This is a genomic window from Microbacterium sp. STRO-2N (assembly GCF_057747775.1).
Genome location: NZ_CM173223.1, coordinates 2521643 through 2544973 on the forward strand (window position 1 = coordinate 2521643; position 23331 = coordinate 2544973).

Annotated in this window: 20 protein-coding genes; 8 read left to right on the top strand and 12 right to left on the bottom strand. The window is 70.4% G+C overall.

The annotated features are described in order from the left end of the window. Window positions 1–155 precede the first annotated feature (155 nt). A complete protein-coding gene (aqpZ, locus tag AC3ANN_RS11840) occupies window positions 156–944 on the top strand; it encodes an aquaporin Z (protein ID WP_488337597.1) in 789 nt (262 codons plus the stop codon). A 66-nt stretch (window positions 945–1010) separates the two neighbouring features. Here the strand turns inward: aqpZ and katG are convergent, their stop codons facing one another. The 3 genes from katG to AC3ANN_RS11855 form a co-directional block, all read right to left on the bottom strand. Then, a complete protein-coding gene (gene katG, locus AC3ANN_RS11845; RefSeq protein ID WP_488337598.1) occupies window positions 1011–3320 on the bottom strand; it encodes a catalase/peroxidase HPI in 2310 nt (769 codons plus the stop codon). Between the two features lie 45 nt (window positions 3321–3365). After that, window positions 3366–3821: a Fur family transcriptional regulator gene (locus tag AC3ANN_RS11850; protein ID WP_488340829.1), complete on the bottom strand. Its 456-nt coding sequence runs from the start codon at window positions 3819–3821 to the stop codon at window positions 3366–3368. 66 nt (window positions 3822–3887) lie between these two features. Next, window positions 3888–4883 carry a stage II sporulation protein M gene (locus AC3ANN_RS11855; protein WP_488337599.1) on the bottom strand — a complete coding sequence of 332 codons (996 nt, stop codon included), beginning with the start codon at window positions 4881–4883 and terminating at the stop codon, window positions 3888–3890. Between the two features lie 16 nt (window positions 4884–4899). Here AC3ANN_RS11855 and AC3ANN_RS11860 point away from each other — a divergent pair, with 16 nt between their 5' ends. Further along, complete coding sequence (locus AC3ANN_RS11860; protein WP_488337600.1) at window positions 4900–5745, top strand: RDD family protein; 846 nt, start codon at window positions 4900–4902, stop codon at window positions 5743–5745. 90 nt (window positions 5746–5835) lie between these two features. On the opposite strand, the gene ahcY is transcribed toward AC3ANN_RS11860, so the two are convergent. Both ahcY and AC3ANN_RS11870 read right to left on the bottom strand, forming a co-directional pair. After that, window positions 5836–7323 carry an adenosylhomocysteinase gene (gene ahcY, locus AC3ANN_RS11865; RefSeq protein WP_488337601.1) on the bottom strand — a complete coding sequence of 496 codons (1488 nt, stop codon included), beginning with the start codon at window positions 7321–7323 and terminating at the stop codon, window positions 5836–5838. Window positions 7324–7345: 22 nt separating this feature from the next. Beyond that, the gene (locus tag AC3ANN_RS11870) at window positions 7346–7552 is read right to left on the bottom strand and encodes a DUF3499 family protein (protein WP_488337602.1); all 207 of its coding nucleotides are present in this window, start codon (window positions 7550–7552) and stop codon (window positions 7346–7348) included. Window positions 7553–7717: 165 nt separating this feature from the next. Between AC3ANN_RS11870 and AC3ANN_RS11875 the strand changes: the two genes are divergently transcribed. After that, window positions 7718–8158, top strand: coding sequence for a metallopeptidase family protein (locus AC3ANN_RS11875; protein ID WP_488337603.1), 441 nt, complete (start codon window positions 7718–7720; stop codon window positions 8156–8158). Between the two features lie 16 nt (window positions 8159–8174). Here the strand turns inward: AC3ANN_RS11875 and AC3ANN_RS11880 are convergent, their stop codons facing one another. The 4 genes from AC3ANN_RS11880 to manA form a co-directional block, all read right to left on the bottom strand. Continuing rightward, the gene (locus tag AC3ANN_RS11880; protein ID WP_488337604.1) at window positions 8175–9626 is read right to left on the bottom strand and encodes a DUF5719 family protein; all 1452 of its coding nucleotides are present in this window, start codon (window positions 9624–9626) and stop codon (window positions 8175–8177) included. Continuing rightward, window positions 9623–12484 (bottom strand): glycosyltransferase, encoded by a 2862-nt coding sequence (locus AC3ANN_RS11885; RefSeq protein ID WP_488337605.1) that lies wholly within the window; start codon window positions 12482–12484, stop codon window positions 9623–9625. Before AC3ANN_RS11885 ends, AC3ANN_RS11880 begins: the two co-directional genes overlap by 4 nt. Before the next feature lie 91 nt (window positions 12485–12575). After that, the gene (locus AC3ANN_RS11890) at window positions 12576–12902 is read right to left on the bottom strand and encodes a WhiB family transcriptional regulator (protein WP_488337606.1); all 327 of its coding nucleotides are present in this window, start codon (window positions 12900–12902) and stop codon (window positions 12576–12578) included. Between the two features lie 170 nt (window positions 12903–13072). Beyond that, window positions 13073–14233 (bottom strand): mannose-6-phosphate isomerase, class I, encoded by a 1161-nt coding sequence (gene manA / locus AC3ANN_RS11895; protein WP_488337607.1) that lies wholly within the window; start codon window positions 14231–14233, stop codon window positions 13073–13075. Window positions 14234–14372: 139 nt separating this feature from the next. Between manA and AC3ANN_RS11900 the strand changes: the two genes are divergently transcribed. The 3 genes from AC3ANN_RS11900 to AC3ANN_RS11910 are packed head-to-tail and all read left to right on the top strand — an operon-like array spanning window position 14373 to window position 18185. Then, window positions 14373–15791 (top strand): O-antigen ligase family protein, encoded by a 1419-nt coding sequence (locus tag AC3ANN_RS11900; RefSeq protein WP_488337608.1) that lies wholly within the window; start codon window positions 14373–14375, stop codon window positions 15789–15791. Between the two features lie 41 nt (window positions 15792–15832). Further along, entirely contained in the window at window positions 15833–17140 is a 1308-nt protein-coding gene (locus tag AC3ANN_RS11905; protein ID WP_488337609.1) for an O-antigen ligase family protein, read from the top strand. 58 nt (window positions 17141–17198) lie between these two features. Further along, complete coding sequence (locus AC3ANN_RS11910) at window positions 17199–18185, top strand: glycosyltransferase family 2 protein (RefSeq protein WP_488337610.1); 987 nt, start codon at window positions 17199–17201, stop codon at window positions 18183–18185. A gap of 4 nt (window positions 18186–18189) precedes the next feature. On the opposite strand, the gene AC3ANN_RS11915 is transcribed toward AC3ANN_RS11910, so the two are convergent. The 3 genes from AC3ANN_RS11915 to AC3ANN_RS11925 form a co-directional block, all read right to left on the bottom strand. Beyond that, window positions 18190–18936, bottom strand: a complete 747-nt coding sequence (locus AC3ANN_RS11915; protein ID WP_488337611.1) for an ABC transporter ATP-binding protein — start codon at window positions 18934–18936, stop codon at window positions 18190–18192. Further along, complete coding sequence (locus tag AC3ANN_RS11920) at window positions 18936–19742, bottom strand: ABC transporter permease (protein ID WP_488337612.1); 807 nt, start codon at window positions 19740–19742, stop codon at window positions 18936–18938. The genes AC3ANN_RS11915 and AC3ANN_RS11920 overlap by 1 nt, the downstream gene beginning before the upstream one ends. Window positions 19743–19814: 72 nt before the next feature. Beyond that, window positions 19815–20771 carry a class I SAM-dependent methyltransferase gene (locus AC3ANN_RS11925; RefSeq protein ID WP_488337613.1) on the bottom strand — a complete coding sequence of 319 codons (957 nt, stop codon included), beginning with the start codon at window positions 20769–20771 and terminating at the stop codon, window positions 19815–19817. 219 nt (window positions 20772–20990) lie between these two features. Between AC3ANN_RS11925 and AC3ANN_RS11930 the strand changes: the two genes are divergently transcribed. Beyond that, complete coding sequence (locus tag AC3ANN_RS11930) at window positions 20991–22058, top strand: glycosyltransferase family 2 protein (protein WP_488340830.1); 1068 nt, start codon at window positions 20991–20993, stop codon at window positions 22056–22058. Continuing rightward, window positions 22048–23325, top strand: coding sequence for a lipopolysaccharide biosynthesis protein (locus AC3ANN_RS11935; protein WP_488337614.1), 1278 nt, complete (start codon window positions 22048–22050; stop codon window positions 23323–23325). The genes AC3ANN_RS11930 and AC3ANN_RS11935 overlap by 11 nt, the downstream gene beginning before the upstream one ends. Window positions 23326–23331: the final 6 nt, after the last annotated feature.

A 23331-nucleotide genomic window follows, 5' to 3' on the forward strand; every position in this document is an offset into this window, starting at 1 on the left:
GCATCCGGCATCCCGAGGCCGACGGGCGGGCGACGAATGCCTGAACACGCGGCGAAACCTCGGTACTCGCGGCGTCATACGCAGACACTCCGCGCCCGCTTCCTGGGAATCGGCTGTGCGTGCCGATACTCTCGCGACGAGGAAAGGAGTCCGCCATGTCGGATACCACCATCGAGCCGACGACCGTGAACAGGCTGGTCGCGGAGGCTCTCGGAACGTTTCTGCTCGTCTTCGGCGGTGTCGGCTCCGCGCTGTTCGCCGCCAACTTCCCGGCCGGATCGGAGGGCAACCCCCTCGGCATCGGGTTCGTCGGCGTCTCACTCGCCTTCGGCCTGACCGTCGTCGCCGGCGCCTACGCGTGGGGCCCGATCTCGGGCGGCCACTTCAACCCCGCCATCACGCTGGGCCTGGCAGCGGCCGGGCGGTTCCAGTGGCGGAACACGATCGGCTACATCATCGCCCAGATCATCGGCGGTGCGCTCGGCACGACGCTCATCGTGCTGATCGGCCTCTTCGGTCCCGGCGACTGGCTCGCGACCGCGCAGGACGGCGGCTTCGCGTCGAACGGCTTCGGCGAGCTCTCCCCTGGCGGGTTCGGCCTGGGCGCGGCGATCATCGCCGAGATCCTGCTCACCGCGATCTTCGTGCTGATCATCCTCGGCGTCACCAACGCGACGCGCGGCACCGCAGCCCTCGCGCCGCTCGCGATCGGCCTCACGCTGACGCTCATCCACCTGGTCTCGATCCCGATCGACAACACCTCGGTCAACCCGGCCCGTTCGATCGCCGCCGCGATCTACGGCGGGGTGGGTCCGCTGACGCAGCTGTGGGTCTTCATCGTGTTCCCCATCGTCGGCGGCATCATCGCGGGGCTCCTGCACCGCGCGCTGTTCGAGCCGAAAGGCACGCTGCCCCCGGTCCGCGCGGAAGCGCGCGTCGAATAGCCCGTCGCGAATCGCGCGAAGAGGCCCGCCCCGGATGGGGCGGGCCTCTTCGTCGTTCGCGGAGACTCAGACCAGGTCGAACCGGTCGAGCTCCGTCACCTTGCCCCACGCCTTGACGAAGTCGCGCACGAACTTCTCCTGCGCGTCGTCCGAGGCGTACACCTCGGCGACGGCGCGCAGCTCCGAGTTCGAGGCGAACAGCAGGTCGACGCGCGTGCCGATTCCCACCGGCTCGCCTGTGGCATCCTTCGTGCCCGAGAAGGCGTGCGATCCAGGGTCGAGCGGCTTCCACGTCGTGCCGAGATCGAGGAGATTCACGAAGAAGTCGTTCGTGAGCACACCCTTGCGGTCGGTGAACACGCCGTAGTCGGAGTCGTCCCAGTTCGTGCCGAGCACCCGCAGGCCGCCGATCAGCACCGTCATCTCGGGCGCGCTGAGCGACAGAAGGTTGGCGCGGTCGATGAGGTGGTGCTCCTCGGGCATGAACGCGTTCGGTCCGTCGTAGTTGCGGAACCCGTCTGTGACCGGCTCGAGGAACGCGAACGACTGCACATCGGTCTGCTCCTGCGTGGCATCGGTGCGCCCGGGGTGGAACGCGACCTCGATCTCGACGCCGGCATCCTTCGCGGCCTTCTCGACCGCTGCGTTGCCGGCGAGCACGATGAGGTCGGCGAGCGACACCTTCTTGCCGTCGGTGCGACCCTCGTTGAAGGACGCCTGGACCTCCTCGAGCGTGCCGAGCACGGCTGCCAGCTGCGCGGGCTTGTTGACCGCCCAGTCCTTCTGCGGCGCGAGGCGGATGCGGGCGCCGTTGACGCCGCCGCGCTTGTCGCTGCTGCGGAACGACGATGCCGCGGCCCACGTGGTCTCGACGAGCTCCGAGATCGAGAGGCCGGAGGCGAGGATCTGCGCCTTGAGCGCCGCGGCGTCGTCCGCGTCGATCAGCTCATGATCGACAGCGGGGACCCGGTCCTGCCAGAGCAGCTCCTCGGCGGGGACCTCGGGGCCGAGGTACCGCTCGATGGGACCCATGTCGCGGTGGGTCAGCTTGAACCACGCGCGCGCGAACGCGTCCGCGAACGCCTCGGGGTCGTCCTTGAAGCGGCGCGAGATCCTGTCGAACCCGGGGTCCATCCGAAGCGCCAGGTCGCTCGTGAGCATGCGGGGCTCGCGGCGGCCGTCGGAGTGGGCCAGCGGCACCATGTCGGCGCCGCCGCCGTTGATCGGACGCCACTGGTGGCCGCCGCCCGGGCTGCGCATGAGCTCCCACTCGTACGCATAGAGGATGTGGAAGAACTCGTTGTCCCAGCGGGTCGGGTGATAGGTCCACGTGACCTCGAGCCCCGACGTGATGGTGTCGTCGCCTACGCCCGTGCCGTGGTTGTTCTTCCAGCCCAGGCCCTGCATCTCGAGGCCGGCCGCCTCGGGGTTGTCCTCGACGTTCGTGTCGGGGGCCGCGCCGTGGGTCTTGCCGAAGGTGTGGCCCCCCGCGATGAGAGCGACGGTCTCCTCGTCGTCCATCGCCATGCGACCGAACGTCTCGCGGATGTCGCGTGCCGAGGCCAGCGGGTCGGGGTTGCCGTTCGGGCCTTCGGGGTTGACGTAGATGAGACCCATCTGCACGGCCGCCAGCGGCTTCTCGAGTTCACGGTCGCCCGAGTAGCGCTCGTCGGCGAGCCACGTGGTCTCGGGGCCCCAGTACACGTCGGCGTCGGGCTCCCACACGTCCGCGCGGCCGCCGGCGAAGCCGAAGGTCTTGAAGCCCATGGACTCCAGCGCCACGTTTCCGGCGAGGATCATGAGGTCGGCCCACGAGATCGACTGCCCGTACTTCTTCTTGACGGGCCACAGCAGCCGACGGGCCTTGTCGAGGTTGACGTTGTCGGGCCAGCTGTTGAGCGGAGCGAAGCGCTGCTGGCCGGCTCCGCCGCCGCCGCGGCCGTCGGTCACGCGGTACGTTCCGGCGCTGTGCCATGCCATGCGGATCATGAGAGGGCCGTAGTTGCCGAAGTCGGCGGGCCACCAGTCCTGAGACGTGGTGAGCACGTCTGCGATGTCGCTCTTCACGGCTGCGAGGTCGAGCGCCTCGAACGCGGCCTTGTAGTCGAAGTCCTCACCCAGCGGGTTGGCGACCGCGGGGTTCTTCGCGAGGATCTTGAGGTTCAGCTGGTTGGGCCACCACACGCTGTTCGCGTTGCCGGTCGTGGGGTGCGGCTGGCCGCCGTGGATGACAGGGCACCCCTCGGTCTCGTTCGGCCGCGGGCGGCTCTCGCCGTCCTCCCGCTCGTCGACCGGCGTGTCGATGGGCGTGACCGCCTGATCCACGTCGTTCGGGTTCTCGCCGATCTCGGGGATCGTGTCGTTGCTGTCGGTCATGGCTTCCTTCCAGTCGGAGTGGGCTATCGGGTGTCGGACGGGACGTCAGGCTCGCGAGCCGAGGACCGCCGCGGATTCGTCGGCCGCGCGCGCCTCGGCGCACGCGGGGCAGATGCCGTAGAACGTGACCTCGGCGACCTGCAGCGTGTAGCCGTGCACGTCGGGGGGCGTGAGGCACGGCGCCTCGCCCACCACGCAGTCGACGTCTTCGACGGCGCCGCACACGGAGCAGATGAGGTGGTGATGGTTGTCGGCGACACGGAGCTCGTAGAGGCCGGGGCGTCCGGCCGGCTCGATGCGGCGCACGAGGCCCGAGTCGACGAAGTCGCCGAGCGCGTTGTAGACCGACTGCAGGCTCGTGGCGGGCAGGGACCGGGCGACGACGGTGTAGAGCTCGTCGGCGCTGGCGTGGGCTCGTTCGTGGAGCGCCTCGACGACCGCGCGGCGCGGCTCGGTGACCCGCAGCCCGGCTGCGCGCAACCGCTCGGCGGCGTCGATCATGGGGGCGCTGGTCACCCTCCGATCCTAGCGTTGTTTTGATCTATTCAAAACAACGACCGATGCCGGTCAGCCTGCGGTGAGGGTCGGCGTGCCCGCCTCGTACTCGGTGAGGTCGCCGGTCTCGCCGAGGCGCTGCGCGCGGCGGCCGACGACGAGCATGTAGACGAGGAACAGCGCGAGCGCCGCCGCGCCGATGCCGATCTTCACCGGCCACGGCCACGGCTGGGCGGTCACGAACCCCTCGATCAGGCCCGAGAGCCCCAGCGCGAACACGAGCCCGATCGCGACGGTCGCGAGCGACCGGCCCGCTGACGCAAGCGCCTCACCACGTCGCCGCGGCCCCGGCGCCACCCATGCCCAGAACACGTGAAGGCCGGCCGCGGCGGCCACGAAGACGCTCGTCAGCTCGAGCAGCCCGTGAGGGAGGATGTGGAGCACGAAGATGTCGCCGCGGTCGAACGACAGGAGGATGGCGGCCATCGCTCCGACGTTGATCGCGTTCTGCACGAGCACCATGACCGGCCAGATGCCGGTCACGCCGAGGAGCACGCACTGCGCGGCGATCCAGGCGTTGTTCGTCCAGACGGTGGCGGCGAAGATCGGGGCGGGGTCATCGCTGTAGTAGTCCGTGAACTCATCCTCGGCGATGCTCTCGAGCTGCGCCTGCGATCCCAGCGTCGCGACGAGCGCCGGGTCCGAAGCGATCCAGATCGCCGTCACGATCCAGACGGCGACGAACCCGAGTGCGATCGCGAGCGTGGTCCAGCGGAGGCGGTGGAGGGCCGCGGGCAACTGCAGCACGAAGAAGCGCGGGATCTGCCGCAGCACGTTCTCGGGAGCGCCGGTCAGCCGCAGGCGGGCGCGCGCCAGCATCGTCGACACATGGTCGCTCTGCATGCTCCGACCTGCGGAGGTCTTCGCGTCGGCGAGGTCGGCCGACGCCGCGCGGTACCGCGTCACGAGCTCGTCGACCTCCGGCCCGGAGAGGTGCCGGGCACGGCTCAGCTCATCGAGTCGCGCCCACTCGTCACGCCGTGCGGCCGTGAGCGCGTCGAGGTCCATGTGCTTCACTGTACCCATGCCCGAAGGCCGCGCCGCGATCGTCGACATCCACCAGGACGAGGTGCTCACGGGCGAAGCCGTCGCCCTCGACGTGCAGCCGCTCGGCTACTTCATGAGGGCTCTCGGCGTCGTCATCGACATGGCCGTCGGCGTCGTCGTGCTGCTGCTCTTCGCGTGGGCGATGGCGTGGCTCACCGGGGCCGGCGCCATCGACGCCGCCGTCGTGCCGATCCTCACGGTCGTCGTGATCGTGCTCGTCACGGTCGTGATCCCGACGGTCGTCGAGACGACCACGCGAGGCCGGAGCCTCGGCCGCCTGGCCGTCGGCGGGCGGATCGTGCGCACGGATGGCGGGGCCGCGGGCTTTCGCCACGCCTTCATCCGCGCCTTCGTCGGAGTCCTCGAACTGTGGATGACGCTCGGGGCGGTCGCCGCGATCGTCGGGGCCTTCACTCCGCGCTCGCAGCGCCTCGGCGACCTCGTGGCCGGCACCTACTCCGAGCGCACGCGCACGCCGCGGCTGTCGGACACCGCCCTCGAGGTGCCCCCGCCCCTCGCCCACTGGGCGTCCATCGCCGACGTCGCACGGCTGCCGGAGCGCCTGTCGCGGCGCCTCGCGCAGTTCGCGCGGTCCGCGCCGAACCTGGACCCTTCCGCGCGCGCGCGGGTCGCCGCATCCCTCGCGCGCGAAGCGGCCGAGCACGTCTCGCCGGTGCCCGCCGTCGACCCCGAGATGTTCCTCATCGCCGTCGTCGCGGTGCGTCGTGACCGCGAACTGCGCGCCCTGCGGCTCGAGACGCACCGCGCCGAGGCGCTCGCGGCGCCCGTCGCGGGACCGCCTCGCGGCTTCCCCGCCCGCTGACCGCCGCACGACCACCGTGCGCTCGGCCGGAATCCGTCCTGCCCGAGAGACTCATCCTGCCGCGCGCGCACGCGCGCGAACCGGTCGGACTCAGTAGCGGTAGTGGTCGAGCTTGTAAGGACCCTCGACCGGCACGCCGATGTAGGCGGCCTGCTCCTCGGTGAGGGTCGTGAGCTCGACGCCGAGGGCGGCGAGATGCAGGCGCGCGACCTTCTCGTCGAGGGTCTTCGGCAGCGTGTACACGCCGATCGGGTAGTCCTCGCGCTTGGTGTACAGCTCGATCTGCGCGAGCACCTGATTGGCGAACGACGCGCTCATGACGAACGACGGGTGCCCCGTGGCGTTGCCGAGGTTCATCAGGCGCCCCTCGCTCAGCACGAGCACGCTGCGGCCGGTCGGCAGGCGCCACTCGTGCACCTGCGGCTTGATCTCGACGCGCTCGACGCCGGGGATCGCAGCCAGACCCGCGATGTCGATCTCGTCGTCGAAATGGCCGACGTTGCCGACGATCGCGAGATGCTTGAGTGACTGCAGGTGCTCGGCCGTGACGACGCGGGTGTTGCCGGTACCCGTGATCACGATGTCGACCTGCGGTGCGACGTCCTCGAGGCGCGCGACCTGGAACCCGTCCATCGCCGCTTGAAGGGCGCAGATCGGGTCGACCTCGCCGACGATGACGCGCGCGCCCTGACCGCGCAGCGCCTCGGCGGCGCCCTTGCCCACGTCGCCGTAGCCCGCGACGAAGGCGACCTTGCCGCCGATCAGCACGTCGGTGGCGCGGTTGAGGCCGTCGGGCAGCGAGTGGCGGATGCCGTAGGTGTTGTCGAACTTGGACTTCGTGACCGAGTCGTTGACGTTGATCGCGGGGAACAGCAGATCTCCGGATGCCGCCAGCTCGTACAGACGGTGGACGCCCGTAGTCGTCTCCTCGGTGACGCCGAGCAGACCGGCCGCGATCCGCGTGTAGCGCTGCGGGTCGCGGGCCATCGACGTGCGGATCGTCTCGAGCACGATGCGGAACTCCGCCGAGTCGTCGGGTCCGGCCGCCGGCACCGCGCCCGCCTTCTCGAATTCGACGCCCTTGTGCACGAGCAGCGTGGCGTCTCCGCCGTCGTCGAGGATCATGTTCGGCCCGTCGAAGCCCTCGGCCGACCAGTCGAAGATGCGGTCGGCGAGGCGCCAGTACTCCTCGAGCGTCTCGCCCTTCCAGGCGAAGACCGGAACGCCCGCCGGCGCGTCGACGCGGCCGTCGGGCCCGACCACGACCGCGGCCGCCGCCTCGTCCTGCGTCGAGAATATGTTGCAGCTGGCCCACCGCACCTGCGCGCCGAGCGCCACGAGCGTCTCGATGAGGACCGCGGTCTGCACCGTCATGTGCAGCGACCCGGCGATGCGCGCGCCCTTCAGCGGCTGCGACGGTCCGAACTCCTCGCGCAGGGCCATGAGCCCCGGCATCTCGTTCTCAGCGAGGCGCAGCTGATGCCGGCCGGCTTCGGCGAGCGAGAGGTCGGCGACCTCGAACTCCAGGGGGGCGACGGATGCCTCGGCAGGCGTGGCGACGGGCGTGTGGGTCGGCATCCGCCCATTCTTCCACGTGGGCTCAGGCGCGGAGGGTCTCGTGACGCACGACCACCCAGCCCTTGGGCACCGAGAGCCGATCGGTGTGGATCGCGCACAGGTCGTGCGCGTGGGGGTCGCCCGTGGCGCCGAGCGGACCGATCGCCGCCATCTGGTCGCCGTAGTCGTAGGTGAGGGTGGTGACGGCCTCTCGGGCGCAACCCACTTTGGAGCAGACTCTCTCGCGCATCGCCATGACGCTACCGCGCCCCGGGACGGTCGAGCGGATGCCGCGCCGCACGCTCCTGCCGTGGCATCCGTCGCGCCGCTCGACTGTCTCGAAGGACGTGTCGGCCGACACGTCGTGACAGCTGAGCGAGGGACCGAGCCGGCGCCCGCGACCTATGCTGGGACCATGGCGTGGCGGCGGGCGAGGATCAGCGAGCACGCCCCGCGGCGCGCCGACCGCCACGGCCGGCACGGCCGCGTCGGGCGCAGTCCCGTCGTGCGCCCGCCTCTCCCCCCGCTCGACACGCGTGTGGAGCGCTTCGATCTCGCCGTCGGGACCGCCGCGGAGTTCCTGCGGTCGGCGTGGCCGGAGCTGCGCGGCGTGAGGTTCGAGGTCGCCGACATGCCGATGGCGACCGACGCCGACGGCATCCCGCGGTGGACGGTGCTGCCCGCGGAGAAGCGCATCATCCTGTACCGGCTCCCGATCGAACGGCTCAGCCATCTGCATCGCGACGACGACCTGCACCGCCGCATGATGGTCGAGAGCGCGGTGTTCCGCGCGGCCGCCGAGTACCTCGACCGCGACCCCTGGGACCTCGGCCCGGAGCGCTTCCGCTACTTCTGACCCCGGGACGCCCGGTTCACGGATAGACGACGATCTCGGGCGCAGCGGCATCCGCAGGCCACACCGGGACACCGGCGAGAGCACCGTCGCCGGTGAACGACAGCGACGCATGCACGGGCGCGCCCGGCTCGACGAGGTAGACGGTACGCGGCGACAGGCGTGCCGTCATCGCTCCGTCCGCGGGCACGGTCAGCTCGAGGCGGAACGCGCCGTCCTCGGAGGTGACGGTGATCACGACCGGCTCGCCTGCCGGATTCGCGACGGTCAGCGTCGGCGGCGGCCCGCTGGGGACGGCGAACAGGCTCGGGACCGAGACCTCGGGTGCGGGCGTGTACCACGCGAAGTCCGCTCCCTCGCCGAAACCCGTCGTCTGCCACACCGCCGCCAGCACCGGCGCGTCGGCCGACGCCTCGACCGTGTACGAGCCGACAGCGAGTCCGTCCAGCGCCAGTTCGAGCGGCTTCCCCGCCTCGAGCGGCACCTGCTGCGGCTCGAGCGCGGGCTCGGTGCGACCGATGGCCGTGACCGTCACCGTCACGGTGGCCGCCGCCGACGGGGCGAGCAGCCGAAGCACGGTGGCCGACTGCGCGCTCTCCAGGTCGGCGGGCGGCTCGGTGTCGGTGTCATCCGGGGTCGCGGACGCCTCACCCTTGCCCGTGACGGCGACGCCCGTGATGGTCTGGAGCAGCGCGGGCAGCGGAACCGCGCCGACCTGGTCCACACCGCCGGGAGTCAGCGTGCGCGTGATGCTCGTCTGCAGCGACGCATGGATCGGTGCGCCGACCGCGGTCACCCGGATGACGGGGCTGGCCTCGTCGAGGGCGATCCCGGCCAGCGGCAGCACACGCTGCGTGCCGGGGGCGACGACGATGCCGGACGCGCCGGGCGGCACCTGCGGTCCGCCCACGCCGTACACGGTGAGCTCCACCGTCGCGGGCACCGTGCCGGGGTTGGCCAGGAGCACGAGGTCGGCGGCGCCGGTGAGGCCGGACCCGCCGATCAGCCACGACTCCAGCAGCGGCGGACGGCATGCCGAGGCGGCGAAGCCGGCGAGGTCGTCGGCGGTGACGGTCGCGGCTCCGGCCGCCGCGACGTCGACGCGCTGGCGGTCCTGCGGCGGCGCCGTGAACACGAGGGGGCCCTTGCCGACGCCCGGGACGTCGAGCCGCTGCTCCACCGGCGGCGGCGCGTCGGCGCTGACACCGCTCGTGACGGACTGGGAGGCCGCCGGGGCGAGGGCATCGGCATCCGTCGGATCCCGGCCGATCAGCAGCAGTCCGCCGTCGCACGCGGCCACAGACGCGGCGGGCGCCGGCGTCGCCGCAACACTCACCGGGTCACGGTGAAGGGTCGGCCACGGGACCGACACCGCGGTGACGACGGCCACGGCGGCCGCGATGGAGACCACGGTGCCGATCAGCATCCTCGCGCTGGTCGTCGCCCACCGGAACACCCGCCGATCGCTCATCGGCCCTCCTGCCAGTGCGGGCCGACCACGCGCGGGGTGCGGCGGGCGTCGCGCCGGGTCGCCGCCGTCGGCAGGGCGAGCAGGAGCGCGATGCCGAAGACGACGAGCTGGCCGATCGCGATCGCCCGCGACAGGGCGGCGACGGATGCCGCTTCCTGCGGTCGCGGCGCGATGTCGGCGATGACGCGCCACAGCTCACCCTTCGCCGTGTCGCCGACGACGACGAGCGTGTCGCGCTGGTTCAGAGAGGTCATCGCCGACAGCCGAAGCATGCGGGCGACGTCCGATTCCGGCGCCGGCGACGGCGCGAGGAGGATGAATCCGACTCCGAGGTCCGCCAGTTCCACGACGGGGTCCTCAGCGGCCGACGTGACGAGGTCGGCGGCGAGCTCGGCGAGGGCTTCGTCCTGCGGCGTCGCACGCGTGCGGGTGGACAGCAGCGTCGTCTGGCCTCCGAGCGTCTCGCTGGCGCCCCACACGACCTGCGCGGCGACGCCGGATGCGGACTGCGGCGTCAGCACCAGCGTGCCGACGTCAGGATCGTCGCGACCCTCGGCCGCGACGAACGCCGGCAGAGTGCTCGCTGGGCCGTTCGCGACGGTCGCGCGGTTCTGCGTGAGCGCGGTGAGCGACGGCACGGCGAGGACGACCACCCCCGCGAGCACGACGGCGGCCGCGATGCCGCGCACGAGTGCCGCGCGCGGCGCGAGGCCGGCATCCAGGGTCACGAGAGCGGCTCCGAGCGCCCCCAGCCACGCGAGGCTGAGCCCCGCGCCCGGCCAGAGGGGGACGGCGATCGACTGCGCGAACGCGACCGAGACGCCGACGGCGGCAAACGCCGTGCCCATCCCGAGTGCGGCGACGACCAGCAGCGCCGTCCCGACGGCCCAGCGCTGCGTGAGCGGCGCCGCGAGCGCGAGCAGCGCGATCGGCACTGTCAGCAGCGGCACCCACCAGGTCGGGCCCTCCGGGAGGACGGTCGCCCACCCCGCCAGGTCGGGGGTCGGGATGCCGGCGGCGAGCAGTGCGCGCCCGCCCGGGTCGGCGGCGACCTGCGGTCCGGCCCAAGGCACGCCCGGGTCGGCGACGAGCCCCCACAGCCGGGCGTGCACGACCGCGTTCCACACGAGCGGCGCCGCGAGGGCCAGCGACGGCACGACCGTCCACACGATGCGGGCGACGCCGCGGCCGGCACGGAATGCGACGGCGAGAAGGATCGCGGCGATCCACAGCACGCCCAACGCAGGGGCGAGCGACGGGGCCGTGGCGACGACGGCTGCCAGGACGATGGATGCCGTGCCCGCTGCCGCCCAAGACCGGTGCGCGACCGACCCCGCGACGAACAGCCACGGCAGCAGCAGGTGGAGAATCACCCCGGTGGGCCGCCCCTGGGTCAGTGCGACGAGGAGTGCGGGCGACAGCGCCCACACCGCGCCCCCCAGCAGCCGCAGGGACGCCCGCCCCGTCACCCGGGTCGCGGCGAACCAGCCGCCGAGCGCGGCCAAGGGAAGCGCGAGGATCCACAGCACCACAAGCGCGCGCGAAGGCTCCCAGGGCGCGAACGAGCCGATCAGCGCGACGACGGCGGCGAAGGGATCGGCGGGCCCGACGGTGTCGGGACCGAGCGCGCGCTGCCCGAAGGCGGCTTCGTCCCACAGCTGCCCGACGGTGCCTGCCAGGGGCTGCAGGGCTCCCCCGCCGAGCACCGGCCAGGCCAGGAGCGCGGGGAATGCCGCGACCGACACGACGAGTGCCCCGAGCACGAGCCACGCGCCGCCGCCGGTGAAGAAGTGGAGGTCGCCGCGGCGATGAGCGCCGACGCCCTCGTCGGGATCGTCGTCGAGCTTCTCGCGCATCTCGGCCCCCGTGGTCCGGAGGGGTGCGAGCTGCGCCCATGACGCGCTGCGCGCCGCGGCGAGCCGCCGGCGCGCCCGCACGAGCGGGACGATCCGCACGAGCACGGCGGCCCCGGCCGCCCACTCCGGCCCGATGCGCGCTGGCTGCTTCCGGACGAGGTCGACGAGGGTGCGCCACAGCGCCAGCGGCAGCAGTGAGAGCCAGTGCAAGGGCACGGCGAGCGCGGGGGCGTACGTGAGACGGCGGTGCATCTGCGCGACCCGCTCGGCGTAGGTGATCCGCCGGCGACGCTGCGGGGTCGTCGGTGTGGGCAGGCCCGCGACGCCGTCGCCCGCCGTGGCGACGAGCGCTGCCGGCACGAGCGACACGCGCGCACCCGCGAGCCGTGCGCGGACTCCGAGGTCGAGCCCCTCGTCGGCGCCGGCGAGCGAGCGATCGATCCCGCCGAGACGCCGCCAGGCGTCGGTCCGGACGAGGACGCCGCGGATGTCCGCGCCGAGCACGTCCTCGCGGGCATCGTGCTGCCCCTGGTCGAACTCGCCGTCCGCGAATGGGACGGTGCGCCCGAAGCGCGTCATCCCCACGCCCAGCGACACGATCTCGGACCGGTCGTCCCATCGCACGAGCTTGGGCGCCACGAATGCCACGGACGGCGAGAGTTCGAGCGCGCCGACCAGGCGCGCCAGCGCGTCGGGCTCGGGCGCGGTGTCCTGAGCGAGCAGCCACACCGCGTCGCCGTCCAGGCGGGGCGAGACGAGCGCGGCCGCCGCAGCGTAGCCGGTCGAGGCCGGGGCCTTCACGACGGACTCGGCGCCTGCGGCATCCGCGATCTCGAAGAGGCGTTCGTCGCCGCCGCACACGACGATGGTGAAGACATCGGGCCGACGCGTCTGCTCGGCGAGCGCCGCGAGCGTGCGCTTCAGGTGGAACGCCGCGGGGGTACGGCCGTCCGGACGCACGACGATCACGGCGTGCACTCGATCAGACGTGGCTTCGGGCATGTCTCGGTCAGCCTAGGCGGGCGTGCTCGTCAGCCCCGGGCGCACGCGCCGGGTCCGGCCGGATCCCATGACCGGCCGGAGGTCCGTGCCATCAACCGGCTCGGCGCTTGAGCTTGCGGCGCTCGCGCTCGCTGAGGCCGCCCCAGATGCCGAACCGCTCGTCGTTCTGCAGCGCGTACTCGAGGCACTGGTCTCGAACGTCGCACGACGTGCAGATGCGCTTGGCATCCCGCGTGGAGCCGCCCTTCTCGGGGAAGAACGCCTCCGGATCGGTCTGGGCGCACAGGGCGTCCGTCTGCCAGGCGAGCGGATTGTCTTCTTCCGCTTCGATATTGCGGCGAACTCCCGGAACCCCCAGCTGAACCGGATCGACGAACCAGTCGCCGGGAACGCCGGAACGGTAATGCGAAACCGTCATGTCGTTCTCACCCCCCGTGATCCTGCTCCACGCTGTCGCGTGTACGGATAATTACACCCGTGTAGTTCGCGGAGGTCAAGTCGCAGATACTAAAGCCTCAACCGAGTCTTGAACCTTCACGACGCGCCGACGGCGTGTCGCACTGACGTAACGGTCCGATGAGAATCCCCTCACGCGCCCCGCGACGCGCCCGGGAGCGCGACGAAGACCTCTCCGTCGCCCGTCACGCTGAGGTTCCGCTCATCGGGCGTGACGAGCGTCGCCTGCCCGGGAGCGAGCGTCGTCCGGGTGCCGCTCGCGGTGCCGGTGACGCCCACCGGTCCCGACGTCGCGAGGGCGATCGCGGGGCCCGTCAGCGCGATCGACGCGCTCTCGTCACCAGGAGTGAGTGCCAGCAGCGAGAAGTCCGCGACCGGCACGTCGTAGCGCCGGACGCCCCCACCGAGGTCGACCGGCTCGAGCACCGGCGGCACGCCGGTGGCGTCGTCGAGCACCGCGACGAGCTCCGCCGCGTCGATGTGCTTGGGCGTGAGACCGCCCCGCAGCACGTTGTCGCTCGCCGCCATGAGCTCGACGCCCAGTCCCTCGAGGTAGGCGTGCAGCACGCCGGCGGGGACGAACAGTCCCTGGCCGCGGCGCAGGGTCACGAGGTTCATCAGGAGCGCCACCACGATGCCCGGATCACCCGGGAAGTCCTCGCCCAGTCGGCGCACCAGGGCGAGCTCTTCGGCGAACTCGGGCACGTCCGCGGCCACCGCCGCAGCGATGACGTCTCGTGCGGCATCGGCTCCGTCGGACAGGAGCCATCCGATGATGCCCGCGAGCGAGGCATCCTGCGCCTCAAGCCTCTCGGTGAGCGGCTGGGCACCCGGGCCGAGCTCGGCGACGAGGCGGCGGGTCTCATCGAGGTCGCGCAGGCCGGCGAGCGCCCGGAAGGTGTCGCTCACCGCGACGATGAGCTCGGGCTTGTGGTTGTCGTCGCGGTACGTGCGAGCGGCGGCGTCGCGCGGGATGCCTGCCGCCTCCTCGCGCGCGTACCCCGCTTCGGCCTCCGCCTTCGACGGGTGAGCCTGGATCGAGAGGGCGGATGCCGCGGCCAGAAGCTTCAGCAGGTATGGAAGAGGCCCGCCGATCCCCGCGCCGGCGCCGTCCTCGGCGATCCAGCGGTCGAGGGTGCGGCCGTCGGGCGTCTCGGACGGATCGCCCGGGTGATCCCCGAACCACACCTCGGCCTCGGGTCGTCCGGACGGCGCGCGGCCCTCGAGGTCGGCGATGAGCGAGGTCGATCCCCACGCGTAATCGCGCGGGTCGTTGGCGAGCGGGATCAGCATCCGCCCAGCCTACGGTCGGTCGTCGAGCGCGCGAAGCGAGACGAGACGCCATGAACCTCCGAGATGCTCACTTCGTTTCGACGCGCAGGCGCGCTCGACGACCGGGCTCACACGTCGCTCGCGGGTACCCTGAGAGGCGATGGCCGTCCACTCGAAGCACCCGGCGTCGGCGCCGCCGAGCCCCCCGGTCCGTGAGAAGACGGGCCACCTCCTGCTGCGCGGCTGGTGCATCTTCGTGCTCTTCATGTCGCTCTCCGGCGTGGCATGGGTGCACGCGTTCGGCGCGACGGTGGCGGGCACCATCACGATCGCGGGCGGCGTGCTCTCACTCGTGCTGTGGTTCGTGGTGCGGCCGCCGGTGCAGTGGCGACGTCTGCCGTGGTTCGTCGTCGGCTATGTGGCGTGGGCGACCCTGTCGCTCGCGTGGTCGGCGTGGCGCGACACCAGCGCGCTCACCCTCCTCCTGCTGTACATCACGACGCTGCAGGCGCTGTTCATCGGCAGCGTGCTCACGTGGCGCGAGCTCGTGCGCGCCGTCGCATCGGCCCTCAAGTGGGTCATGGCGCTGTCGATCGTCTTCGAACTGTGGGTGTGGGTCTTCGTGCGCGCCCCGATTCTGCCGGGATTCGTCGTCGGCAAGGCGGACGACCCGATCGAGTACTGGTCGCGCAACAATCTCTTCGAGTTCGACAAGCGCATCCAGGGCCTCATGGGCAACGCCAACCTGCTCGCCCCCGTCGCGCTGCTCGCGATCATCGTGTTCGCGATCCGCTACGCGTCGGGCGCGCCGCGGCGGGCACTCCTGATCGCATGGATCGCACTGTCGGGGTTCCTCTTCGTCCGCGCATCGTCGGCGACCGCCTACCTCGCCGCGGCCGCCGTGGCCGTCGTGCTCGCGACGGTGCTGCTCATGCGACGGGCGACGCGACCCGGCGAGCGGACGAAGTACTACATCGCGTACGCCGTCGTCGGCGTCGGTGGCCTGCTGGCGCTGTGGCTGCTGCGCGACACGATCTTCAGCGCGCTCGGGCGCAGCGGCGATCTCACCGGGCGCGAAGGGATCTGGGAGAAGGTCCTCGTCCGCGCGTCCGAGAGGCCGTGGGTCGGCTGGGGGTATGCGACGCCGTGGGCGCCGTGGGACCCCGCCTTCGACGGATGGATCATCGATCACGGTCAGACCGTGCTGCAGGCTCACAACATGTGGATCGACGTCGCGATGCAGCTCGGCATCATCGGCGTCGTGCTCCTCGGCCTCCTGTACCTCGCGTTCGTGTGGCGCTCGTGGTTCTTCGCCGTCGATCGTCCGCGATGGGACCTGCGCGCCGACCGTCCCTACTCCCCCGTGACCCTCCTGCCGACCCTCGTCGGTGCGATCGTCATCGTGCAGAGCTTCGCCGAGTCCACGCCGCTGCTGCTGTGGGGCTGGCTCTTCGTCGTCATGCTCGGCGCCAAGATCAAGCAATCGCCGCACGTGGGCGTGGGCCCCGCCGAGCAGAGCGCGGCGATCGAACGAGGCGACGCGGTCGACCAGGACGAGCCGGCGAAGCAGGGCGCGTGACCGGCCGGGCCCTCCCCTCACGCCCGGCACAGCCCGGGTGGATGAGCACGCTGCTGGCCTCGGCATCCTTCGCCCGCGCACTCACCCTCGCGGTGCTGGCCGTCGTCTTCTCCGGGTATGCGATCGAGCGGGTCGCCGGGCACGTGACGTACGTGACGATCGTCACCGGCCTGTGCGTGTTCGGCGGAGCCGTGCTCGTCGCGCGCCGTCAGGAGATCTCGCTGCTGCGTCTGCTGCCGACCACGGTGCTCGCCTTCACGGCCTGGGCCTTCGCGAGCGTCTTCTGGAGCCAGGAGCCCAGCACGTCGTTCTGGAGCTGGGTGTCGATGGCGGGCATGGCGTTCCTGGCGGTCGTCATCGGCCACATCCGCGACACGCTGCAGACGGTGCGGGCCCTCGGCGATGTGCTGCGCGTGCTCCTGGCGGCGTCGCTCGCGGTCGAGGTGCTGTCGGGCGTGCTGCTCGACATCCCGTTCGCGTTCCTCGGCGTGCAGGGGAACCTCGCCGAGCTCGGACCCGTCCAGGGCATCTTCGGCACCCGCAACATGCTCGGCTTCGTCGCGGTGCTGGCGGTCATCACGTTCCTCATCGAATACCGCACGCAGTCGGTGCGACCCGGGCTCTCCGTCGCCTCGGTCGTGCTGGGGGGCGGGCTCGCGGCGCTCAGCGACTCCCCCACCGTCCTGGTGCTCGCCGTCGGCGTGGGACTTGCCGTCGGGGCCCTGGCGCTCGTGCGCCACACCCGCCCCGAGCATCGAGGCGCACTGCAGTGGGCCCTCGGTGCGATCGTCGTCGTCGGGGTGTTCCTCGGCTACGTGGCGCGGCATCCGATCATCGCCCTCCTCGGCGCCGGCAGCGACTTCTCGATGCGCGTCGACCTGTGGAACTTCATGGTCGACCAGACCAGATTCCGTCCCGTGCACGGGTGGGGCTGGCACGGGCCGTGGAACCCGGACGTGTATCCGTTCAACGGCATCAACTACTGGCTCGACGCCTCGCACGCGTCGGGCCTCAACGCGTACTTCGACGTCCTGCTGCAGCTCGGCTGGCTCGGACTCGTGCTGTTCCTCGCCCTCGGCGGCCTCGCCCTCGCCCGCTCCTGGCTCGTGGCCAGTGAGCGGCATTCGGTCGTCTACGCGTGGACCCCGCTCATGCTCGTCGCACTTCTGGTCGACTCGATGTTCGAGAGCTTCACGCTCACCGGCCTCGGCTGGATGATGCTCGTGCTGTGCGCAGTTCGCGCCGGGCAGTCCCGGTCGTGGCGCGAGCGCCTCGGGATGGGAGCGGGTGCCGGGGACGGCCCTGCGGACCTCCCCCACGCTCAGGATGGCGAAGGGTTGGCAGGGTAGGCTTCTCTCCGGCCCGACGCCTCGGCGCCCGTCGCCCCGTCCCCGGAGATCCGCCCCCGTGACCAACGTCCCGACCGCCGCGCAGTTCGACCCGGCGACCGCCACGATCGCCATCGTCACCTACAACCGCTCGGGGCTCCTCACGCGCCTGCTCACGAGCATCGCCGCGATGGACCCGAGGCCCGGGCACGTCGTCGTCATCGACAACGCCTCGACCGACGACACCGCGGATGTCGTCGAGTCCTACCGCGACCGCGTCGGAGACACCACGATCGTCTACCGCCGCATGGAGACGAACACGGGAGGTTCGGGCGGCTTCAGCGAGGGAATGCGCGTCGCCTACGAGCTCGGTTCGGAGTGGATCTGGCTCATGGACGACGACGTCGAGGTGCTGCCCGACGGCCTCGCCCGGATGGGCAAGTGGACGCCGCGGTTCAAGAGCATCCAGGGTCGCCGCTACGACTACGACGGCAGCGCCTTCTACTGGCAGTACCGCATCGCCGAGCCCCTCGGCATCCCGATCCCCTTCGCGCCCGCCGCGTTCGACGAGTCGGGCTACAAGCCGATGAACTCGGGATGCTTCGAGGGCATGTTCATCCACCGTGACATCGTGCAGCAGATCGGGCTGCCCGACCCCCGCTTCTTCATCTACTGGGACGACCAGGTCTACGGCTGGCTGGCGTCGCGCAAGACGACGTCGGTCGTGGTCGAGGACTTCGTCCTGCGCCGCACGCGCGAGATCAAGCAGTGGGACATGGGCGTGCGTCACCTCAATGCGTCGAGCAACGCGTACCGCTACTACATCATGCGCAACCGCGCCTATATCAAGAAGTACTACCGCGCGTTCGGCGTCTACAACCCGGTGCTGTTCGCGATGGGGACGGCGCTGACCTTCGGCAAGGAGCTGATCCGGCTCGTCTTCGTCGAGCGGACCGTGCGCGGCACGTCGAACCTGTTCCGCGGCCTGCGCGACGGCAGGAAGATCGCGAAGGATGCCTCGTGGCAGCCGATGCCGCCGCTCGAGGCGGCGAACGCGCAGAAGTAGCGGATCAGCCGCCGGCGGGATAGTCGGCGTTGTATCGCGCCAGCACGTCGTCGATCGGAGCGTCCATCGCGAGTCGGTGCCCGTCGAGGTACAGGCCGCGCGTGCAGAAGCGCCTCAGGTCGCGTTCGTTGTGCGAGACGAAGAAGAGCGTCCGGCCGTCGGTCAGCAGTTCGTCGATGCGCCGATAGCACTTCTCGCGGAACGCCTTGTCGCCGACCGCGAGGACCTCGTCGACGAGCAGGATCGGCTCTTCGAGCTGCGAGACCACGGAGAACGCCAGCCGCACCTTCATGCCGTTGCTCAGGTGCTTGTAGGGGGTGTCGACGAAGTCTCCGAGCTCGGCGAAGTCGATGATGCCGTCGAAACGACGCGCGACCTCCGCGCTCGACATCCCATGCAGTCCCGAGGTGAGCCGCACGTTCTCACGCACCGTCAGGTCGCCGACGAAGCCACCCGTGATCTCGATGAGCGGAGCCACCCCGCCATGCACGGTCACGGTGCCCTCATCGGGCAGGAGGACGCCCGCGACGAGCTTGAGCAGCGTCGACTTGCCCTGACCGTTGCGCCCGACGACGCCGATCGACTCTCCGGGCTTCACGTCGAAGCTCACGTCGCGCAGAGCCCAGAACTCCCCGGGCTTCGAGCGGCGGGACGAATCGGCGAAGAGGTCCTTGATGCTCCGACGCCCTCGGCGATTGCGGCGGAACCGCACGCCGAGATCTTTCACCTCGATCGCGATGGATGCCGTCATCACAGCTCCTTCAGCATGGGACGCTCGAGCCGTCGGAAGGTGAAGATTCCGAGGGCGAGGAAGAGGAACGACATGACGGCGCTCATGCCGATGACCCACGGCTCCCACTCCTGCGGGAAGAATCCGACCCGGTACAGGGCGAAGATGCCGGAGAGCGGGTTGAACGCGGCGAGCGCATCGAAGGGTGCGGGCAGATCCTCGACACCGTAGATGACCGGAGACGCGTAGAACAACGCACGGAGGATCAGCTTGGTCGTGCGTTCGAGGTCGGTCCAGAGCACGCACAGCGGTGCGACCAGCAGCCCGAGACCGACGAGCAGGACGGCCTGCAGGAAGACGGCGACCGGGAACCAGAGAAGCCCCCAGTTCAGCTGCGCCGGCGAATCACTGAACTGCGAGATCACGACGAAGAGGGCGAGCACCGGCATCGAGCAGAGGAACTCGATCCCCTTCGACAGCACGATCCGGTTGACCCAGATGGTCCGCGGGATCGCAGTCGACCGCACGAGGCGTGCGTCCTTGTTGAACGCCCGCGTGAAGTCGGACACGGCCGCGTTGAACCACACCCACGGCAGAAGTGCCGTGATGAGGAACACGATGTACGGCGGGTGACCGACGGGTCGCTGGAAGACCTGGGTGAAGACGAACCAGTAGATCGCGCTCATCACCAGCGGGTCGAGGACCGACCACAGATACCCCAGCGCACTTGTCGTGTACCGGACCTTGAGGTCACGCGCCGACAGCAGCCACAGCGAGTGGAGGTAGCGCCGGGCGGATCCGGGGGCGCCGACGGCGGCAGTGCTCACGCAGTCGAGCTTACTCGGCGCGGGCCCAGCGCCCCTCGAACCGCACTCCAGGGGCACCGCCGCGGCGGAACCTCAATCCGAGGCGGCGCCGCGCGGCCGTCGCCTCCGGCCCAACATGCGCAGCGGCGCCGTGACCCGCCAGCTTGTGCTGGTGGTCAATGCGCCGACGTGCTTGCGCAGCGCGTCCACCTGTGCGGCCTGCACCTCCTCATGGGCTGCACGCGCCACGATCTCGGCTCGCAACTGATCCAGTTCGTTCGGCAGAGTCAGCAGCCATGCCTGTCGCGCAGCCGCCTCGCCGAGATGACGGAAGTCCGATCGGATCTGCTCCGTCGTCTTTGCGTCGGCGTGGAACAGAGCTCGCAGGCCGGGCGCGGACGGCTCACCGATGCTCAGGACACCGAGGCCATGCCCATGCTCGAACGTGAATGACCTGCCTGGCTCGGCGATCTCTTCCCACAGCTGCCAGACGCCGAAGCCGTTCTGCTTCTCGGCTACATCGTGGAAGAGGATGACGCCGCCGTCGCGAACCGCGCTGCGCCATTCAGAGAAGTCGGCGCGTACGTCGGCGTAGCCGTGGCGGCCGTCGATGTGCAGGAGGTCGACGGACTCGTCCGCGAAGGCGTGCCGCGCTTCATCGAAGCGTCCGCGGATGAGACGTACGGACGCCGGGTAATCCGAGCGGGAGACGCGGTCGACATACTCGAACACGGTCTCGTCGTAGAAGCCCGCGTGATCATCGCCCTGCCACGTATCGACAGCGTGGATGACCGTCGGAAGCGCCAACCGCTTGGCCGCCTCCGCGAACGCGAAGCACGAATACCCGTAGTGCGTGCCCAGCTCGATCACCGCACTCGGGCGCAGAGCATCGACAAGCCAGGCAGCGAAGGGTCCATGCGTCCACCACGCCGACGTCGGAAAGTGCGCCGGCATCCAGTAAGCAGGCGGCGTCAGCCAGAATGGAGCGCTCGCATGCCCCTGTCGAACAGGGTGGACATCGACAGGCAGCTCCATGTTCTCGTGCTCCATTGCTCGGGTTCGAGCCAGCATATTCGGTCCGTCTTGGCGGAGCGACCTGCTGCCTGGACTCCGCCACCTCATGCCCCGCGCGTGCACCACGTCCCGGCATGGGAAGCCCCACATCGAGCCTGCGAGCGGTCATCACGCACAGCGGGCCCTCATCGGGTGCGGGACTAGACTCGATCCTGCCGTCGCGACACGTCGATGCAGCAAGGAGCCGTGCGCCGCATGCCGAAAGAACCGACCGCCCCCGACGTCTCCATCGTCATCCCCGCATACAATTCCGCCCCCTGGCTGGGGAGCACTCTCGAATCCGTCCGGGTGGCGCTTCAACGGACATCGTGGCAGGCGGAGATCATCGTCGTGGACGATGGCTCGACCGACGACACAGCTGCGCTTCTCACCGCGCTGTCCGCCGAGTTCCCGTACCAGTTGCGAACGCTGCCACAGCAGAACCAGGGTGTCTTTCTGGCCGTCTGGCATGGCCTGAACGCCGCGGCGGCAGACATGGTTCTCATCCTCAACTCACGGCTGCTCCTTCACGCGGGCGCGCTGGAGCGCCTGGAGGAGCTCGGCGCATTGCGGTCGGGGCGCACGTGGAACGGTCACGTGGTCACCGATCCCCAATCGCCGCTTGTCGGGCGGTTCTGGGAGGTGCCGACGCATGTCTTCTGGGGGGACTACTTGGCCCGTCCACGCCCGATGGAGATCGGTGTCGACAACTTCGATCGGGTCCCGAAGGGAACGGGCTGTCTGCTTGTTCCGCGATCGACGATGATCGCCGCGTACGAGGCCAGCTGGCCGGAAGAGAACGCCCGTTTCACGTCTGACGATACCAAGCTGCTTCGCCGCATCAGCACTGAGCAGCCGATCAGACTGGAGCCCGGTTTCTCGGCGACCTACCGTCCGCGCACAACCGTCAAGCGCTTCCTCGCGCACGCGCTCAACCGCGGGACGATGTTCGTGGACAGTTACGCGGGAACTTCCCGGGTACGCGATGCCGTCCTCCTCCTCTTGGTGATCCTTCCTCCGGTGTTCCTCGTCGCCGCTGCCGCGAGCGCGATCACCGGACGGTGGAAGCTTCTGGGGACGCTCGCGACCCTGGCACTCGCGGCGATAACGGCGCCGGCCGCCGTAGGCGCCGCACGGCGCGCCCCGATGCGGGCCGTCCTGTCGTACTTCGCCTACATCGTGCCGTTCGGCGTCGTGTTCTGGCGTGGGCTGGCCCGCGGAGTAGTTCTGCACCGAGCGGCCTTCCGACGGCGCGGATCAGGAACCGCCACGGATGGCATCTGAGCTGCCGCCCGCTGAGGCGGGTCCTGGCCGGTCCCCTCTCGGCGGTCATGTTCGCGCGCACGCGCGAGGCCTGGCGGCCGTGGGCGTGGCGACGATCGTCGGCGTCGGAGCATCGTTCATCGCACAGGTCGTGAGTGCTCGTTACCTCGCACCGGCGGACTTCGGACTCTTCTCCGCGTTCCTCGTGATCGTCAATGTCGCGGCCGTCGGGAGTTCGTCTCTGCAGAACACGGTGACTGTGCACACGGCAGCCTCCGCGGCCGGCGATGGCGACTCCCGCTCGTCGCGGCGCTGGCCGTGGGAGGCAGTCATCGTCGGGGTGGTCGGAGGCGGTGCGGTGGCCATCGTCTCACCGCTCCTCGCAGCCCAGCTGGACACGAGTCTCGGCGTCGTTCTGGCGGCAGCAGCATCGATACCGCTGACCTTCGTGTTCGCCGACGCGCTGGGCCTCCTCCAGGGCAGCGGCAACGTCGCGAAAGCGGTGTGGTGGACGACTGTCGCCCAACTCGCCCGGGTCGCGCTGATCCTCGTCGCGATCTTCGTCGGCGCGGGGCTCGGTGGGATCATCGGCGCTGTCATCGGCTCGATCGCCGTAAGCCTCGCTGGGGCCGAGTGGGCCGCGCGGCGCGTTCGCCGACCCGCGACCGGAGCCTTCAGCAGGACCGGAGTGACGATCATCATCCTGACGGTGACGTTCGCTTGGCTCACTTCGTCGGATGTGTTCTTCCTCCGCACCGGGGCCCCGGAAGATGTCGTGGGCGGCTACGCCGCGGTGACGGTGCTCGTCCGAGCCGGGTTCCTCATCCCGTCCACACTCTCCCTCTATCTCCTGCCGAGATTCGTGCGGAACCGCGACAACCCTCGATTGTCGCGAGTGGGCGTCCTCGTCACGCTCGGTCTCTCGCTGGCGACGAGCGGAGCCATGATCCTCGCCTTCGCACTCGTCGGGGACGCCTTGATCGAACTCCTCTACGGGAGCGCGTACAGCGGTTCTGCGAGCCTCCTGGTTCCCGCCGCTCTCGCGTACATGCCCTGGATCGCGGCACAGGGTCTGCTCATCAAGATGACCTCTTCGGCCTCGAAGGGAGCGATGCTGACACTGCTCGTGGCCACAGTCGCCCAGTGGGTGACTTTCACCATCGTCATCCCGAATGTGCCGGCGATGCTGGTCGCGTACGGTGTCATCGGCGCTGCCGTGCTGACGGTGTTCCTGATCCTCGAAGCGCTGCACACACGTCCCCGTGCGGTGAGCGGCAGCGACGTCTGACGCGTT

What these genes read in the sequence shown, in the direction of transcription:
- aqpZ (WP_488337597.1), top strand. Translation starts at nt 156, where the DNA reads ATGTCGGATACCACCATCGAGCCGACGACCGTGAACAGGCTGGTCGCG.
- katG (WP_488337598.1), bottom strand. Translation starts at nt 3,320, where the DNA reads ATGACCGACAGCAACGACACGATCCCCGAGATCGGCGAGAACCCGAAC.
- AC3ANN_RS11850 (WP_488340829.1), bottom strand. Translation starts at nt 3,821, where the DNA reads ATGATCGACGCCGCCGAGCGGTTGCGCGCAGCCGGGCTGCGGGTCACC.
- AC3ANN_RS11855 (WP_488337599.1), bottom strand. Translation starts at nt 4,883, where the DNA reads ATGGACCTCGACGCGCTCACGGCCGCACGGCGTGACGAGTGGGCGCGA.
- AC3ANN_RS11860 (WP_488337600.1), top strand. Translation starts at nt 4,900, where the DNA reads ATGCCCGAAGGCCGCGCCGCGATCGTCGACATCCACCAGGACGAGGTG.
- ahcY (WP_488337601.1), bottom strand. Translation starts at nt 7,323, where the DNA reads ATGCCGACCCACACGCCCGTCGCCACGCCTGCCGAGGCATCCGTCGCC.
- AC3ANN_RS11870 (WP_488337602.1), bottom strand. Translation starts at nt 7,552, where the DNA reads ATGCGCGAGAGAGTCTGCTCCAAAGTGGGTTGCGCCCGAGAGGCCGTC.
- AC3ANN_RS11875 (WP_488337603.1), top strand. Translation starts at nt 7,718, where the DNA reads ATGGCGTGGCGGCGGGCGAGGATCAGCGAGCACGCCCCGCGGCGCGCC.
- AC3ANN_RS11880 (WP_488337604.1), bottom strand. Translation starts at nt 9,626, where the DNA reads ATGAGCGATCGGCGGGTGTTCCGGTGGGCGACGACCAGCGCGAGGATG.
- AC3ANN_RS11885 (WP_488337605.1), bottom strand. Translation starts at nt 12,484, where the DNA reads ATGCCCGAAGCCACGTCTGATCGAGTGCACGCCGTGATCGTCGTGCGT.
- AC3ANN_RS11890 (WP_488337606.1), bottom strand. Translation starts at nt 12,902, where the DNA reads ATGACGGTTTCGCATTACCGTTCCGGCGTTCCCGGCGACTGGTTCGTC.
- manA (WP_488337607.1), bottom strand. Translation starts at nt 14,233, where the DNA reads ATGCTGATCCCGCTCGCCAACGACCCGCGCGATTACGCGTGGGGATCG.
- AC3ANN_RS11900 (WP_488337608.1), top strand. Translation starts at nt 14,373, where the DNA reads ATGGCCGTCCACTCGAAGCACCCGGCGTCGGCGCCGCCGAGCCCCCCG.
- AC3ANN_RS11905 (WP_488337609.1), top strand. Translation starts at nt 15,833, where the DNA reads ATGAGCACGCTGCTGGCCTCGGCATCCTTCGCCCGCGCACTCACCCTC.
- AC3ANN_RS11915 (WP_488337611.1), bottom strand. Translation starts at nt 18,936, where the DNA reads ATGACGGCATCCATCGCGATCGAGGTGAAAGATCTCGGCGTGCGGTTC.
- AC3ANN_RS11925 (WP_488337613.1), bottom strand. Translation starts at nt 20,771, where the DNA reads ATGGAGCACGAGAACATGGAGCTGCCTGTCGATGTCCACCCTGTTCGA.
- AC3ANN_RS11930 (WP_488340830.1), top strand. Translation starts at nt 20,991, where the DNA reads ATGCCGAAAGAACCGACCGCCCCCGACGTCTCCATCGTCATCCCCGCA.
- AC3ANN_RS11935 (WP_488337614.1), top strand. Translation starts at nt 22,048, where the DNA reads ATGGCATCTGAGCTGCCGCCCGCTGAGGCGGGTCCTGGCCGGTCCCCT.